This window comes from Arthrobacter sp. R1-13, assembly GCF_054161475.1.
Genome location: NZ_CP096420.1, coordinates 618,468 through 632,631, shown reverse-complemented (window position 1 = coordinate 632,631; position 14,164 = coordinate 618,468). Strand labels below are relative to the sequence as shown.

Sequence of the window (14,164 nt, the reverse complement as noted above, 5' to 3'; positions counted from 1 at the left end):
AAACCCCCGCCAAACAGGCCGACAAACAGAACGTCCCGGGCAGCGTACGCTGCCCGGGACGTTCCCTTTGCTCTTACTTTGTTCCAGTAACCTCCTAGACGCCTGGCACCGCGTCAACGGACGACGTCGTAAGGCCGCCGGCGGGAGCTGCCGCGGAGGCAGCACCCACCTTGACGCTGACCCACGTTGTGATGCCGTTGGGGCCCAGGTTCAGGCGTGCCAGGTAGGAACCCTCGGCCAGGCCGGACCAGTTCACCGCGGCCGTGGTCGCTGCGCCGTTAGGCGCGACTATCGGATTAGGGCTCACCGTAAGGTTTCCTGCGTTCCCGGCCAGAGACACAGCCTGAACACTGGATGTGGCAGCACCGTTCTCGGGAGAGGAGTAAAGGTTTGCGACGATGTAGTAGGTGCCGGCCCGAGGTGCATCCAGATCCAGGAACTCGCTGGCGGACGCAGTAGCAACCTGCGTAGGCTCAAGACCTCCATTGCCGTCCGGGGCGTAGACCACCATGTCCCAGTCGACGTCTTCACTCTCCGCTTGGATACCCAAGCGGGTGAATTCCGTTCCTTCCGGAACGGTCACCTTAATCACCGCATTGTGCTCATCGTTCCTGGGAGCGAAAGCACCGGGGGTCTTGGTGACGGAGGTTTCCGCCAAGGGAGCCAGGCCTTCCACTGCTACGGCAATGGGCGCATCCGAACCGGAGACCAGGTCAAGAGTTCCGCTGCCGTCTCCTGTGCTGGAGCTGAAGGAGAACGATGGAGCGATCTGAGCGTCGACCGGACGGATCGCGATGGGCGAACTGACGGTCCGAGGCCCCTTCCAGGTAAGCGTGCCGGTGCTGAACTTACCCATGGGAGCGCTGACGTTCCGGATGGTGATGGTGACTTCGCGGGTTTTGCCGGCCTTGGCGAAGTTCAGGACCTGCGGCTCAACGTGGACATCGAATCCCGGCATGTTCACTTCGGGCGTGTACTTGCCCGGGACCAAGGCAGTCAGTTGGCGCTTGACGCTGACTTCTCCAACCAGGCTGCCCAAGGCAATGGACGGCAGGTTAAGGTCGCGTGCTGGGATACTGCCTGCTTCAGGCGAACCGGTATCCATGCCCTGGCCGTTGAGGAACGCGAGCCAGTCCTTGACGCCGGAGTTGTAGACCAGCCCGGGGTCGAGGACACGGGTCGAGTCGATGTGACCGGCGCCGCCTGCAAACGGATCCTTGTTCGGCGAGCCGTCAGCATTGACCAGCGGGTAAGCCGTTGTCATCATGGCGGACTTGACCATGGAGGGGGTCCACTTGGGTTGCTTGCCGAGCACCAGGGCACCGAAACCGGCGATGTGGGGGGCAGCCATGGACGTACCGGACATAAAGCCGAACTGCGCGCCCGCATTGCCGATCGTGGATACGCCGGCCAGGACGTTGACGCCGGGAGCCGAGACGTCCGGCTTCAGGAGGTCTCCTCCGGAGGCCAAGCTTGGGCCGCGGGAAGAGAACCCGGCGATCTGGGGAACGGCCGGCAGCGGCTCACCGGTGAGGTCACCCTGGACGAGGCTGACGGTCAGGGCCGGGTTGGCAGCCAACTTGGACTTGAGCTCAAGGCTCTTGGGTGCGTTCACGTGGACAGTGGGCAGCGCATGGTTGTCGGCGTCCTCAGAGCTGGCGGTGAGGTTAACCAGGATCATGCCCACGCCGCCGGCCCTTTGGACTTCCAGGCTCTTGAACGTACGGTCGATCACGCCGCGGTCACAAACCACAACCTTTCCGGCGACCTTTGCTGCATCCAGGGTGTCCGGACCGCAGAGGTTGGCCGTAGTGGCTCCGGAGGCAGCGGCGTCGGCCGCCACCACAACGGGAGCATCCTTGACTTCTGCCTTCATGATGGAAGCACCACGGTACAGCGAGCCGTCGGAGACCTTCACTGTTCCCAGCAATTCGCTGGGGAATGTGGAGGCCGCCACAGTTGTGAGCCACGGGGCAGCGTGGTTCACGGTGGAAGCCGTGGGGCCTGAGTTCCCTGCCGAGGCTGAGACGAAGACTCCCGCTGCGGCGGCATTCAGGAACGCCAGGGAAACCGGGTCTGTGGTGCTGTTGGTGTTTCCTGAAATTGAGTAGTTGAGCACATCCACGCCGTCCTTGATGGCGGCTTCGATGGCATCGATGGAGGCGGAGGAGTAGCAGCCGCCGGTGGCCGGATCATCGTCTTCCCAGCAGATCTTGTACACAGAAACTTTGGCAGCAGGAGCGACGCCTGAACTCTTGCCGAAGCTCTTGCCATCGATCGTTTGTTCGACATTGGCATTACCCGCGGCAGTGGTGGCTGTATGTGTGCCATGGCTGCCGACGTCGACCGGTGAAATCAGTTCCTCGGGAGCACGGTGCTCCGGCTCCACGCCCTCCAGGAACGCGTCCGCGAAGTAGCGGGCGCCGATGACTTTTGAATTGCAGAGGCTGCCGTCAAAGTCGGCGCCGGATTCGATGCCCTTCTGGCATTCGCCCTGAAACGTGGTGCCGTCTGCCTTCAGCATGGCAATCCGGCCATCCGCAGTCCGGTAGGGCACGCCGACTTCTGCCTTCCCCTTAAGGGGCTGCACTGCTTCTCCGGCAAGGAACGGGTTGTCAGGGGCGTACCCCGAATCGATGACGCCCACCACAACCCCCTTCCCGGCATTGGCCTCGCCGCCAAACTGCTTGGCCCAAACCCCGTCAGGTCCGGTGAGCTTCAGGAAATCGGTGGTGGTGTAATCCGGAGCGTTCTGCGTGTCGGGGGCAACCTTAAGCACTTTGCTGTCTTTTGCCAGATCGGCAGCCTGCTCGGCGGTGAGCTCGGCAACGAAGGCGTTCAGGGCGGCTGTGAACTGCTTCTGAGGAGTAACCCCCTGCTGTGCCGCGACCTCCCGCTGTGACTTTCGCAGATGGGCATCGTAGGCCTTGTAATTCTGGCCCTCCGCGTCGAGTTTGCGGCCCTGCTGGGGTTTGGTGGCGGGCAAGCCCGCTGTTCCGCCTTCGTAGGCGGCCGCTGCCTTTTCGGCAAGCACCACGATGTACCGGCCATCCTGGTAAACGGTAGGGGCGTCGTTTTGGGTGGCTGCGGCATCGGGAGCTGCTGGCACCGCTGTAGCGGGGCTGACAGCGACGGTTCCGAGGAGCAGCGGAAGACCAAGGGCTAATGCCGTTGCCTTCCGAATTCCTCTACCCCTTGTACCCATTGGGGTGCTGTGTCGTGGTGATTTCACGGGTGGGTGAGACCTTTCATGAGGAATGGTCCGGCGTCGCCGGTCTCAACATGGCTGGGCGCAACAACTCGATGACAGTTCCTGTAATCAGAGTGAGACCAGCCCTGTCACAGAGTACAGACTGATAGCTGAATATGACATAGCACACACCTTTCGTAGCCGTTTTGTCACCTGAAAAGAGGGCAGGCTTAAACGGCGGTGCGGGCCCGAGGAAAGAACAAGCGGGTGGCTCCCCCCAGTGAGAACCACCCGCCGATGTGGGTTGCCTGTCATCGCTGGTTTCTGCCTTTGGCAGTGTCCCCGTGACTGGAGGCAGAACAGCACATAAAAAATCAGGCAACCGGCTTTTCGCCCGCGTAATAACGCCGGGTTTCAGCGCAGCGCGGCAAGGTGCCGATATGAAGAAAAATACCATCGTCGCAGGGAATTTAACCTGCGGAATAAGAACAATTAAAGTTTTTGGCGGTCCTTTTCAGGAAATTATTCCCGCGGTGTCCTCACCACATCACTGATCCATGCCCGCGTTTTCTCGTCCATGTCACCGGCCACATTGACCTGCCGGGCGGCGCGGTTGGATTGCCGGACGGCGCGGTCCGCCTTCAGTTTCTGAAAAACCATGCGTCCAAGTCCCGCAAAAACTGCGGCCGCCATGATGGGCAATAACAGGGATCTCGGCTTATCAACCATGGCGCCATCCTAATGAGCGGCGTGGGGCAAGACCAGAGCCCGCCGTCGGCCATTGTCCAAGGCTGCCCGCGCCCCTTACCAGTTCCCTTAATCGTCCACTTATTCGCTCGGGGCAGCCCAAGTCCGGTTCACCTGAACCGCCCGAATACGGCGCGGGCCACTATCCCCGGTAGACTGGTCTAGCAAGCTCGCGGAGCGCCCTTTTCACGCTTTTTCGGTCTGTCCAGAGAGGCAGTTCAGGCAACAGCGGAACGGCGTGAGACGGCACCCCTCCGCTGCGCCCTTACCCAATGCTCACGCACAGGAGTTACCGGATGCCCCGGATCGTTGTTGACGTCATGCCCAAACCCGAGATTCTGGACCCGCAGGGGAAGGCAATTGTGGGTGCACTCCCCCGGCTGGGTTTCACCAGCTTCAGCTCTGTCCGCCAGGGCAAGCGCTTTGAACTGACCGTGGACGGTGAGGTGACGGATGCCGTCCTCGCACAGGCACGCGAAGCTGCCGAAACGCTTCTGTCCAACCCGGTGATCGAGGACGTCGTCAACGTCGAGGTCGTCGAGGCCTGAGATGACTGAACTTCCCCTGATCGGCGAAGCAGCCGCGGCTCCCTCCGCCGGCTCTCCTGATACCAGCAGGCTCACCGGCGCCAAGATCGGCGTGATAACTTTCCCCGGCACCCTGGACGACCGCGACGCCGCACGCGCCGTTCGTCTCGCAGGCGCCACTCCGGTTGCGCTCTGGCACGCGGACACTGGCCTCGGCGACGTCGACGCCGTCGTTATCCCCGGTGGATTCTCCTACGGGGACTACCTTCGGGCCGGCGCGATCGCGCGCTTTGCTCCGCTGATGTCCAAAATCATTGATGCTGCGAACTCGGATGCGAAGCTCCCCGTCCTCGGCATCTGCAACGGCTTCCAGATCCTCACCGAGTCACACCTGCTGCCCGGGTCGATGATCAAAAACGACCATTTGAAGTTCATGTGCCGCGACCAGGTGTTGCGCGTGGAGAACAACAACACCCACTGGACCACCGACTACGCAGCCGGCCAGGAAATCACTGTGCCGCTGAAGAACCAGGATGGCCAGTACATTGCGGACGAAAAGACGCTCGACGCCCTTGAGGCCGAAGGTCGTGTTGTATTCCGCTACGTCGGCTTCAACCCGAACGGCTCGAGGCGTGACATTGCAGGCATCTCCAACACGGCCGGCAACGTGGTGGGCCTTATGCCGCACCCGGAGCACGCAGTGGAGGTGGGTTACGGCCCCGAATCCCTCGACGGAATCGGCGGCACTGACACCGACGGCCTCGGATTCTTCACCTCCGTCCTTAACAAGATTGTGGGAGACGCCAAGTGAGCACCTCAGCTGAAACCGTCAGCAAGAAGTTCAACATCGACACCGTCGAGAACGCAGCCAAGACTCCGGACACGGAATTGCCCTGGGCCGAACTGGGCCTGAAGCAGAATGAGTTCGACGAGGTAGTAAAGGTTCTCGGCCGCCGCCCTACCGGCGCCGAGCTCGCCATGTACTCCGTGATGTGGAGCGAACACTGCTCCTATAAGTCGTCCAAGAACCACCTGCGCCAGTTCGGCGAAAAGGTCACGGACGAGATGAAGAAAGACATGCTCGTGGGCATCGGCGAGAACGCCGGCGTCACCAATCTTGGCGACGGCTGGGCCGTGACGTTCAAGATCGAGTCCCACAATTCGCCGTCGTTCGTGGAGCCCTATCAGGGTGCCGCGACCGGCATCGGCGGCATCGTCCGCGACATCATCTCCATGGGCGCCCGCCCTGTTGCCGTGATGGATCCGCTGCGTTTCGGTGCCATTGACCACCCGGACACGGCCCGCGTTATGCATGGAGCTGTGGCAGGCATCGGCGGCTACGGGAACTCCCTGGGTCTGCCCAACATCGGCGGCGAAATGGTGTTCGATTCCGTTTACCAGGGCAACCCGCTGGTCAACGCCCTGGCTGTCGGCGTCATGCGCCACGAGGACATCCGCCTGGCCAATGCCTCCGGCAAGGGGAACAAGGTGGTGCTGTTCGGTGCCCGCACCGGCGGTGACGGAATCGGCGGTGCCTCCGTGCTGGCCTCTGAGTCCTTCGACGACACCAAGCCGTCCAAGCGTCCCGCTGTGCAGGTGGGCGACCCGTTCGCGGAGAAGGTCCTGATCGAGTGCTGCCTTGAGCTGTTCAAGGGTTCACTGGTCGAAGGTATCCAGGACCTGGGCGCGGCAGGCATCTCCTGCGCAACGTCCGAACTCGCCTCTAATGGCGACGGCGGAATGGAAGTTGAACTGACCTCTGTCCTGCTGCGTGACCCCACTCTGACTCCGGGCGAAATCCTGATGTCCGAGTCGCAGGAACGCATGATGGCCGTGGTCACGCCGGAGAACATTGCTGCTTTTGAGGCAGTCATGGACAAGTGGGCCGTTGAGTACTCCTGGCTCGGCGAGGTGACCGATACCGGCCGCCTGATCATCACTTGGGAAGGTGAGGTCATTGTCGACGTGGACCCGCGCACTGTGGCCCACGACGGTCCCGTCTACGACCGTCCGTATGCCCGCCCTGAGTGGCAGGACGCCGTTCAGGCCGACTCCTTCACCGGTTCGGTACAGGATGCGGGCCGCCCGTCCGCCCCTGCTGAACTGGCCGCAGCTGTCACCGAGCTCATCTCCTCGCCCAACATGTGCGACAAGTCCTGGATCACCAACCAGTACGACCGCTACGTGGGCGGCAACACGGCAATGGCCATGCCCGACGACGCCGGTGTGGTCCGTGTGGACGAGGAAACCGGTCTTGGCGTGGCCCTGGCCACTGACGCCAACGGACGCTACACCTACCTCGACCCTTACCACGGAGCACAACTCGCGCTGGCCGAGGCGTACCGCAACGTAGCCACTGCCGGGGCTGTGCCCATGGCCGTCAGCGACTGCCTCAACTTCGGTTCTCCCGAAGATCCCGACGTCATGTGGCAGTTGGCCGAGGCCATCCGCGGCCTGTCCGACGCCTGCATGGTGCTGGGCATCCCGGTCACCGGCGGAAATGTTTCGCTGTACAACCAGACGGGCAGCACTCCGATTCATCCCTCGCCGGTGGTGGCCGTTCTGGGCAAGCTCGACGACGTCGCCCGGCGCACGCCGTCGGGTTGGCGCGAGGATGGCCAGGCCATTTACCTGCTGGGCACTACCTCGGCAGAACTGGACGGCTCGGAATGGTCCAACCTGCGTGGACATCTGGGCGGTCTGCCGCCCAAGGTCGACCTCGCCGCCGAGCGCGCACTGGGTGAAATCCTGATCAACGCCTCACGGGACGGCATGATTGACTCCGCGCACGACCTCTCCGAAGGCGGCCTCGCGGCAGCCCTCGTGGAGTCCTCGCTGCGGTACGGCGTTGGTGCACGCATCGCTTTGCAGGACGTCCTGGACCGCGACGGTGTTGACCTCTTCACGGCGCTGTTCTCCGAGTCGCAGGGCCGTGCCGTTGTGGCTGTGCCCCGCTCCGAGGAGATCCGCTTTAAGGACATGTGCACCGCCCGTAACTTCGAGCACCTCCGGATTGGCGTGGTGGACGCTGCCAGCGGGAAACTGGAGATCAACGGCGTCGAGCCTTTGCCGCTTGACTCGCTCCGCGAAGCCCACGAGGCCACCCTGCCGAAGTACTTCGACTGATCCCCACCCCATCGATTGCTCCGTAACTGCCCTTTTGAACGCTCAGAAGGGCAGTTACGGAGCAATCGTTTCTTAACCGGTACGGAGGAATCGATAGAAGGGTCAGTCCTCGCTGCTCAGCTCGCGCCGCCGGGCGCTGAGCAAATCCACTTCAGGGCGGGCAGCAACAAAGCGCTCGACGGCGTCGAGCACCTCTACGATGTGAGCCCGGTCGGCCGCTACGAGCCCGGCGCCGATAACCGTCCTGCGATATTGGTCCTGGAAGCCAGCCTCGGCCACAGAGACGTCGAACCTGCGTTTGACCTCGGCGATCAACGGCCGCACGACTGCACGTTTTTCCTTCAGGCTATGAACATCGCCAAGGAGGACGTCGAATTCAATCCATCCGATCCACATGATTCACCTACTTTGCTGCCGCCAGTGCCTGTTCGCATTCTTCGATGGCCTCACGGGCCTCCTGCTGTTGCCGGGGCGTCCCCACCCGCTCGGCCCATTGCTCGGCAAGCTGGAACTCCACCAGCGCCTCGGTAGAACGTCCCGCGCGGTGAAGAATCCACCCCAGGTTGCTGTGCAGCTCAACCATCCAGCGCTTGGTCCTCTCGTCGTGAGCTGTGGAGGCATACTCCAAGGCACTTCTTGTCCAGGCCTCGGCATGCGCCGAGTCTGCTATCGCCAGCATGTGGAGGGCATCGACTGCGAGGTAGTCCTCACTCAGATGATCAGCGAGTTCAGCAGCCTGTTCGAACAAAGGCACGGCCATCGCTTCATGCCCGCTGGAGTTCAGGAGGCGGCCGCGTTCAAGGAGCACGCGGACAGCAACGGTTGGTTCGTCGCCGTCAATGGTGTCCAGCAGCGCATCCGCTTCCTCGAAGCGGCCTTGAAGTCCAATAGCCCGCCCCAGCTGCGTTGCAAGCTCGGCGAGCTCATCGGCGTCGTACTGATCCTCTGTCATCTCCGCGCGGAAGCGCGCCTCCGAGGCGGCGGCGTCATCAAAGTTCCATAGGTGGTCAAGGTTTTTCTGCTCCAGCATTCGCTGCTCCTGATCCGCTCTCGGTACTAAAAAAACGTTGGTGGATTACTCCGCAGAATTGGTAAGGCGTGCCCAGCCCAGTTGCTCCTGCTGCTTGCGGGTCAGTGATGCCACCACCAGATCGTAGGAATCCTCCACCATGTCCCGGATCATTTCATCCGGCAGGGAACCATCCAAACGGACGCCGTTCCAGTGTGTCTTATTCATATGCCAGGCGCCCGTGATCTCCGGGTGGGCTGTCCTGAGCTGTTCGGCCAGGACGGGGTCGCATTTGAGGCTAACTGACCAGTTCTCCGGGTCCATCGAGGACAACGCGAACATTTTTGCATGCTGGGTGGCTCCGCCTGAAATTGCCGCCCGGACTTTAAAAACGGAGAATTCCGGCCCGAAGGGAAAGTCTTCAAAGGCTCCGGGAAATCCCAGGCAGATCTCGCGAAGTGCAGCGACGTCCATGAACTGAGCCTACTGTTAGTCGACTGCGCCGGGTACAGAAGATGACTTCAGGCGCCAGGATTCCTGAGCCGGGCAAAGGTTCATCACCACGTCCAGTCCGGCAGCCTTCGCCCGTTCCGCAGCGGCTTCGTCGACGACCCCCAACTGCAGCCACACAGCCTTGGCGCCTACGGCAATGGCCTGGTCCACCACGTCCCCCACCCTTTGGGAGTTCACAAAACAATCCACGACGTCGACCGGCAGCTTTTCCGCCGGGATGTCACCAAGGCGCGAATAACCTACCTCGCCGTGAACGGTGTCCGCCGGAAGGTTGATGGGGATGATTTCCATGCCCATGCGATCTCTTATGAACAGGGATGTGTCGTAGGCAGCCCGCCACTCATGGGAGGTGAGGCCAACGATGGCCCATCTTCCGGGGGTTAGCATGAGGCGTTCGACTACATCCGGATCATTAACGTGCGCCATGGTCCCCAGCCTACGCTCGCAGCCCGAGCCTGCCCGGTCGCCGCACCGCATCGGCAGCGCCGCCCGGCGTGCCTCCGACGCATGTCAGCGATGGTTTTTCTTCAGCCAAGTTCCAACGGAGTCAGCGACTGAAGCCACTGACTGGGGCGGGGGTGTCTGGGAGAAATGGCGGCCACTGGGAAGCCGGCCCGGCCCCGGTCCAGCTGATTTCTCTACAGACTTGTCTTGGGCCGGCACTGCAGCAGCTGATGGTGCGGCGGCTGGTGACCCGGAGGCTGGTGACGCGGCGGCTGGCAAGGCTGAGAGGGCAGCACCCGGCAGCGCACCCTGAAGTGCCGCTGGGTTGGTGGCCGATGGCGACACAGGGACCCGCGGTGTAGCAGCAGGCCCGGCGGCGGCCGGCCCCGAGGCACCCGGCTCTGCGGAACCCGGCTCTACGGGCGCCTCACCATCAGCTACAAGCCAGTCACTCAAATCCAGCGAGGCATCCCAGAACGGGACTCCTTGTACTGCCGCCCGCTGCAGCATCGGACCACGGCTCTCTCCGTCTGCCCCTGGGTATCCTGCTTCCTCTGTGGCCGCTTCGCCGGAGGCCGAGGCCTTGTTGTTCTCCCGCTTTTCCCCGGGGCCGGCTAATGCCACGTGACGGCCCGACCGCCCGGGTTTCGCAGGGACCAATCCAGTTCCGGTCTTGGCGCCATCTGGTAAAGCGCCCGCGGACGCTACAGCACTTCCGCCGCGCATTGCTCGAGAGCCTCCGGCGGGAGCGCTGGCGTCGAGGTGTGCGGCTTCTACCAATCCAGCGGGAGCATCGTCAGGCAGTTCTGCTGCGGCGTAGGGTCGGGAATCCGGCTCCGCGAGTGATCGGCCTTGGAACGCCTGATCGGGGCTTGCAGGCGTCGCCGAGAGTGGCACGGACGCACCTCCGAGAGGAGCTGCCAGGGCAGGGGCCCACCCGCCGTCAAAATTCTGGATCGACACAAGGCCCTGACGGATACCAGGGTTTGGGCTGGTAGCCGCGACCCCGCTGACCCCCAATCCCATGCCCGCAATGACTGCCACGGAAACCACGGTGGGACGATGCTTGCGCAGGGGACGTTTGCGTGCCAGTTCGTCAACGCTGCCAGCCAGCAGGGAAGCGAGTTCGGCGCCCGGTGCCGGCAACGGCAAGTCAGCCAGGGAACGGAGGTTAAGGAGGTAGGCCCTGAGTTCGGGCGCATCGGCATGTCCGGCATCGAGCAGGAGCTCTTCCACCGTTGAGCGGGTTGCTTTCTTCGAATTCGTCATTGCGCCACATACTCCTTCACCGCGGAATGGTCACGGAGTTGGTCTAATGCACGCCTTTGAAGCTGCTTCACCGCTCCTGCGCTCTTCCCCATGATTTTTGCTACCTGATCCACCGTTAGGTCGGCAATGATACGCAGCGTCAGGACTTCCTTCTGGTCCTCGCCCAGCACGTTCAACAACTGCAGCACCTCACCCGGCGAAACCCTCGACAGGGCGTCGCTCTCCGCAGACCCTGACTCCCGGGGATCCAATTCCGGCTCGAAACTCTGCTTCAGCGGTGTTCGGCTCTGACGCCGGCGATCATCAACCATGCGGGCGTGGGCGACTGAAAATACAAAGGTCCGTAGTCCGCCGACTCCTCCACTGATGGAATCAATACGCGGGAGAACGGCCAAGAAAACATCCTGCATTGTTGCCTCCGGATCCTCTACGCCGCGGGCTGTCAGGTATCCAAGGACCTGCGAGGCGTAGCTGCGGTAGACGGCACTGAAAAGTTCGGAGTCACGTCCCCGAAGGGCGCTTAACGATTCGTCAGTCAGCGCGTCAGTCACAGACCTAGGCTTTCGTTCCGGGGAGGATGGCTACATCATTGTAGGGGCATGGTGGGCCATCTGTGACGAACTTCTGCGTACTAACTTTACTTTCGGTAACCACACTTTTGTGAAACCGGTTACCGCTAACAAAGGTTCCGAAGATTACAAAAGGGCCGGGCTGGAACATGATGGGGGACAAATTCCAGCCCGGCACCTCTTGGTGGTTAAAGCGCCGGTTCGAACATGATGGGGGACAAATTCCAACCCGGCGTTTCATAGTGGTAATCGTCACGGCCCCGGCGAGGGTTACGCGAAAACCAAAAATCTTTTGAAGACTTTTTAAGGCCCTGATTACGACGCCGGCGGGCCACCTTTTCAGGTGACCCGCCGGCGTCGTAAATCGGTTGGTGTCAGTCATTGATGAGGTCGTTGACCACGATGGTCTGATCCCGGTCGGGCCCTACACCGATAGCCGAGAACCGCGTCCCTGAGAGCTTCTCGAGGGCCAGCACGTAGTTCTTGGCGTTCTCAGGGAGGTCCTCGAGTGTGCGGGCAGTTGTGATGTCCTCAGTCCACCCCTCGAAGTACTCGAAGATGGGCTTCGCGTGGTGGAATTCGGTCTGGGTCATCGGCATCTCGTCATGGCGAACGCCGTCGACGTCGTAAGCGACGCAGACGGGAATCTGCTCGATGCCGGTGAGGACGTCCAACTTAGTGACGAAGTAGTCCGTGAAACCGTTGACGCGGGAGGCGTGGCGGGCCAGGACGGCGTCGTACCAGCCGCAGCGGCGCGGCCGTCCGGTGTTCACGCCGAACTCGCCGCCGGTCTTCTGCAGATACACGCCCATCTCATCAAAGAGCTCGGTGGGGAAAGGGCCGGCACCAACGCGGGTGGTGTAGGCCTTGATGATTCCTATGGAGCGCGAAATGCGGGTGGGACCGATGCCGGAACCGACCGAGGCGCCGCCGGCAGTGGGGTTGGAGGACGTGACGAAGGGGTAGGTGCCGTGGTCGACGTCAAGGAACGTGGCCTGGCCGCCTTCCATGAGTACTACCTTGCCTTCATCCAACGCTTTGTTCAGTACCAGGGTGCTGTCGATAACGAGCGGGCGGAGGCGTTCGGCGAATGAGAGGAAATAGTCCACGATCTCGTCCACTTCGATATCACGCCGGTTGTAGACCTTGACCAGGAGTTCGTTTTTCTGGCGCAAGGATCCCTCCACTTTCTGGCGAAGGATGGAGGCGTCAAACACGTCCTGGACGCGGATGCCGAGGCGTGCCACTTTGTCCATGTAGGCAGGACCGATTCCACGGCCCGTGGTTCCGATGGCGCGGCTGCCCAGGAAGCGCTCCGTCACCTTATCCAGCACTTGGTGATACGGCGCCACAAGATGGGCGTTCGCAGAGACGCGCAGTTTGGAGGTGTCAGCGCCGCGGGCTTGAAGCCCGTCGATCTCCTGGAACAGGGCCTCAAGGTTCACCACACAACCGTTGCCGATGACCGGGACGGCGTTTGGGCTCAGGATGCCGGCAGGAAGGAGCTTAAGCTCGTACTTCTCACCGCCCACGACGACGGTATGCCCGGCGTTGTTGCCGCCGTTCGGCTTGACCACGTAGTCAACGCGTCCGCCAAGCAGGTCAGTGGCTTTACCTTTGCCTTCGTCGCCCCATTGGGCTCCGACGATCACGATTGCTGGCATGGGATCCTCCCCCATTCGTTCGGGCCATTCCGCAGACAACCCATTCAATTAGGTCAGCCACGGTCCTGCGCCGTTCATGAGAATGCCCCGAATATCACCGCAGCGCCCTTGGCCTGTTGACCGGCGGGCAAATGCAAGAGATCCGGGGCTCTTACGACCCAAGTTTAGCCGATGTCAGCGGCAAGCAGCGTTCACGGTTTGACTGCGTGCCACTCCCGCCTTTGTGAGGGGCATTACGTGGCTTCGAAGCAGGGGACCCACATTTTGCAGGGCTTGCTAAGCTGGTAGAGAACGATCAGGGAATCGTTCCACACAACATCTTTTTCAATCCAGGCTGTACTCGGCGTGCCCGCTTACGGTCCGGCAGCGTGACCTATCCCCGCAGGAGACCCAGCAATTTATGACAGCCTTGGCCACTGAACCTTTCCACGAGCAGCTTTTGAGCCGCCGTTATGAACCCAATGTCGCAGCCGTCAACGAACTGTGCGACGCCCTCCAGGCCGCCAAGCCAGGCACGCAGGTTCCGTATGTGGACCCGATGCACGATGTGGACGAATGCCGCATCATCAGCCTGTACTCCAACATCGGCACCGCTGACGACTCCGGATTCATCACTGCCGGGGATGACGAGGCAGCCACGCGCATGCTGGGGGTTCAGTGGAAACTTGGACTTCGACCGGAGTTTGTCATGCCGTGGAACGTATACCCGTGGCACGTTGCCGGTGAACCCAATGGCAAGTTCACCCCGGACCAGATCGCAGCTGGCCTCAAGCCGCTGTTGAAGTTCCTGGCCCTCGTCCCGCGCGCGTCGGTCATCGTGGCTCATGGCACGGAGGCAAACCGCCTCGCCGGCCTTCTCCTCAAGACCGAGGTGCCTTTGCTGTGGCGCCGCGGCCTCAAGACCTACAAAGTCCGCTCACTCAGCGGCCGGGCGTTCGCAGGCACCCCTGTGCGCCAGCAGCAGTACCTGGACGACATGCACGTCGCTTATGCAGACGCCATGGCCCGTACCGGGCTCACGAAGCCCAGCTAGCACCTGATGTAGCTTGGGCCCATGCCCAGGCGCTAATGACGTCGGGCGCCCACCTTTTTCTTAAAGGTGAGCG

The 14,164-nt window shown here is 61.9% G+C and carries 13 protein-coding genes; 4 read left to right on the top strand and 9 right to left on the bottom strand.

The window, feature by feature from the left end:
- Window positions 1-94 precede the first annotated feature (94 nt).
- Window positions 95-3,205 carry a S8 family serine peptidase gene (locus M1D88_RS03125; protein ID WP_458113152.1) on the bottom strand — a complete coding sequence of 1,037 codons (3,111 nt, stop codon included), beginning with the start codon at window positions 3,203-3,205 and terminating at the stop codon, window positions 95-97.
- Window positions 3,206-3,712: 507 nt separating this feature from the next.
- The gene (locus M1D88_RS03120) at window positions 3,713-3,919 is read right to left on the bottom strand and encodes a hypothetical protein (RefSeq protein WP_458113151.1); all 207 of its coding nucleotides are present in this window, start codon (window positions 3,917-3,919) and stop codon (window positions 3,713-3,715) included.
- 314 nt (window positions 3,920-4,233) lie between these two features.
- Between M1D88_RS03120 and purS the strand changes: the two genes are divergently transcribed.
- Genes purS through purL form a run of 3 tightly spaced genes read left to right on the top strand, consistent with a single transcriptional unit; the run spans window position 4,234 to window position 7,590 of the window.
- The gene (gene purS / locus M1D88_RS03115) at window positions 4,234-4,485 is read left to right on the top strand and encodes a phosphoribosylformylglycinamidine synthase subunit PurS (RefSeq protein ID WP_247046177.1); all 252 of its coding nucleotides are present in this window, start codon (window positions 4,234-4,236) and stop codon (window positions 4,483-4,485) included.
- Between the two features lies 1 nt (window position 4,486).
- Window positions 4,487-5,275: a phosphoribosylformylglycinamidine synthase subunit PurQ gene (gene purQ / locus M1D88_RS03110; RefSeq protein WP_458113150.1), complete on the top strand. Its 789-nt coding sequence runs from the start codon at window positions 4,487-4,489 to the stop codon at window positions 5,273-5,275.
- The gene (purL, locus tag M1D88_RS03105) at window positions 5,272-7,590 is read left to right on the top strand and encodes a phosphoribosylformylglycinamidine synthase subunit PurL (protein WP_458113149.1); all 2,319 of its coding nucleotides are present in this window, start codon (window positions 5,272-5,274) and stop codon (window positions 7,588-7,590) included. The genes purQ and purL overlap by 4 nt, the downstream gene beginning before the upstream one ends.
- A 102-nt stretch (window positions 7,591-7,692) precedes the next feature.
- On the opposite strand, the gene M1D88_RS03100 is transcribed toward purL, so the two are convergent.
- The 7 genes from M1D88_RS03100 to M1D88_RS03070 all read right to left on the bottom strand — a co-directional run bounded on the left by M1D88_RS03100 (window position 7,693) and on the right by M1D88_RS03070 (window position 13,058).
- Window positions 7,693-7,986, bottom strand: coding sequence for a DUF503 domain-containing protein (locus M1D88_RS03100; RefSeq protein WP_458113148.1), 294 nt, complete (start codon window positions 7,984-7,986; stop codon window positions 7,693-7,695).
- A 7-nt stretch (window positions 7,987-7,993) separates the two neighbouring features.
- Window positions 7,994-8,620: a hypothetical protein gene (locus M1D88_RS03095; RefSeq protein ID WP_458113147.1), complete on the bottom strand. Its 627-nt coding sequence runs from the start codon at window positions 8,618-8,620 to the stop codon at window positions 7,994-7,996.
- A 45-nt stretch (window positions 8,621-8,665) separates the two neighbouring features.
- Window positions 8,666-9,073 (bottom strand): MmcQ/YjbR family DNA-binding protein, encoded by a 408-nt coding sequence (locus M1D88_RS03090; RefSeq protein ID WP_458113146.1) that lies wholly within the window; start codon window positions 9,071-9,073, stop codon window positions 8,666-8,668.
- A 15-nt stretch (window positions 9,074-9,088) separates the two neighbouring features.
- Window positions 9,089-9,538, bottom strand: a complete 450-nt coding sequence (locus tag M1D88_RS03085; protein WP_458113145.1) for a CoA-binding protein — start codon at window positions 9,536-9,538, stop codon at window positions 9,089-9,091.
- Between the two features lie 84 nt (window positions 9,539-9,622).
- On the bottom strand, window positions 9,623-10,825 hold the full coding sequence (locus M1D88_RS03080; protein WP_458113144.1) for a hypothetical protein: 1,203 nt from the start codon (window positions 10,823-10,825) through the stop codon (window positions 9,623-9,625).
- Window positions 10,822-11,376, bottom strand: coding sequence for an RNA polymerase sigma factor (locus M1D88_RS03075; RefSeq protein WP_458113143.1), 555 nt, complete (start codon window positions 11,374-11,376; stop codon window positions 10,822-10,824). Before M1D88_RS03075 ends, M1D88_RS03080 begins: the two co-directional genes overlap by 4 nt.
- A 392-nt stretch (window positions 11,377-11,768) precedes the next feature.
- Window positions 11,769-13,058 carry an adenylosuccinate synthase gene (locus M1D88_RS03070; RefSeq protein WP_458113142.1) on the bottom strand — a complete coding sequence of 430 codons (1,290 nt, stop codon included), beginning with the start codon at window positions 13,056-13,058 and terminating at the stop codon, window positions 11,769-11,771.
- Window positions 13,059-13,458: 400 nt separating this feature from the next.
- Between M1D88_RS03070 and M1D88_RS03065 the strand changes: the two genes are divergently transcribed.
- Window positions 13,459-14,091, top strand: a complete 633-nt coding sequence (locus tag M1D88_RS03065) for a uracil-DNA glycosylase (protein ID WP_458113141.1) — start codon at window positions 13,459-13,461, stop codon at window positions 14,089-14,091.
- Window positions 14,092-14,164: the final 73 nt, after the last annotated feature.

Excerpts from the sequence above, each read along its gene's own strand:
- M1D88_RS03125 (WP_458113152.1), bottom strand. The coding sequence starts at position 3,205 with ATGGGTACAAGGGGTAGAGGAATTCGGAAGGCAACGGCATTAGCCCTT.
- M1D88_RS03120 (WP_458113151.1), bottom strand. The coding sequence starts at position 3,919 with ATGGTTGATAAGCCGAGATCCCTGTTATTGCCCATCATGGCGGCCGCA.
- purS (WP_247046177.1), top strand. The coding sequence starts at position 4,234 with ATGCCCCGGATCGTTGTTGACGTCATGCCCAAACCCGAGATTCTGGAC.
- purQ (WP_458113150.1), top strand. The coding sequence starts at position 4,487 with ATGACTGAACTTCCCCTGATCGGCGAAGCAGCCGCGGCTCCCTCCGCC.
- M1D88_RS03100 (WP_458113148.1), bottom strand. The coding sequence starts at position 7,986 with ATGTGGATCGGATGGATTGAATTCGACGTCCTCCTTGGCGATGTTCAT.
- M1D88_RS03095 (WP_458113147.1), bottom strand. The coding sequence starts at position 8,620 with ATGCTGGAGCAGAAAAACCTTGACCACCTATGGAACTTTGATGACGCC.
- M1D88_RS03090 (WP_458113146.1), bottom strand. The coding sequence starts at position 9,073 with ATGGACGTCGCTGCACTTCGCGAGATCTGCCTGGGATTTCCCGGAGCC.
- M1D88_RS03085 (WP_458113145.1), bottom strand. The coding sequence starts at position 9,538 with ATGGCGCACGTTAATGATCCGGATGTAGTCGAACGCCTCATGCTAACC.
- M1D88_RS03080 (WP_458113144.1), bottom strand. The coding sequence starts at position 10,825 with ATGACGAATTCGAAGAAAGCAACCCGCTCAACGGTGGAAGAGCTCCTG.
- M1D88_RS03070 (WP_458113142.1), bottom strand. The coding sequence starts at position 13,058 with ATGCCAGCAATCGTGATCGTCGGAGCCCAATGGGGCGACGAAGGCAAA.
- M1D88_RS03065 (WP_458113141.1), top strand. The coding sequence starts at position 13,459 with ATGACAGCCTTGGCCACTGAACCTTTCCACGAGCAGCTTTTGAGCCGC.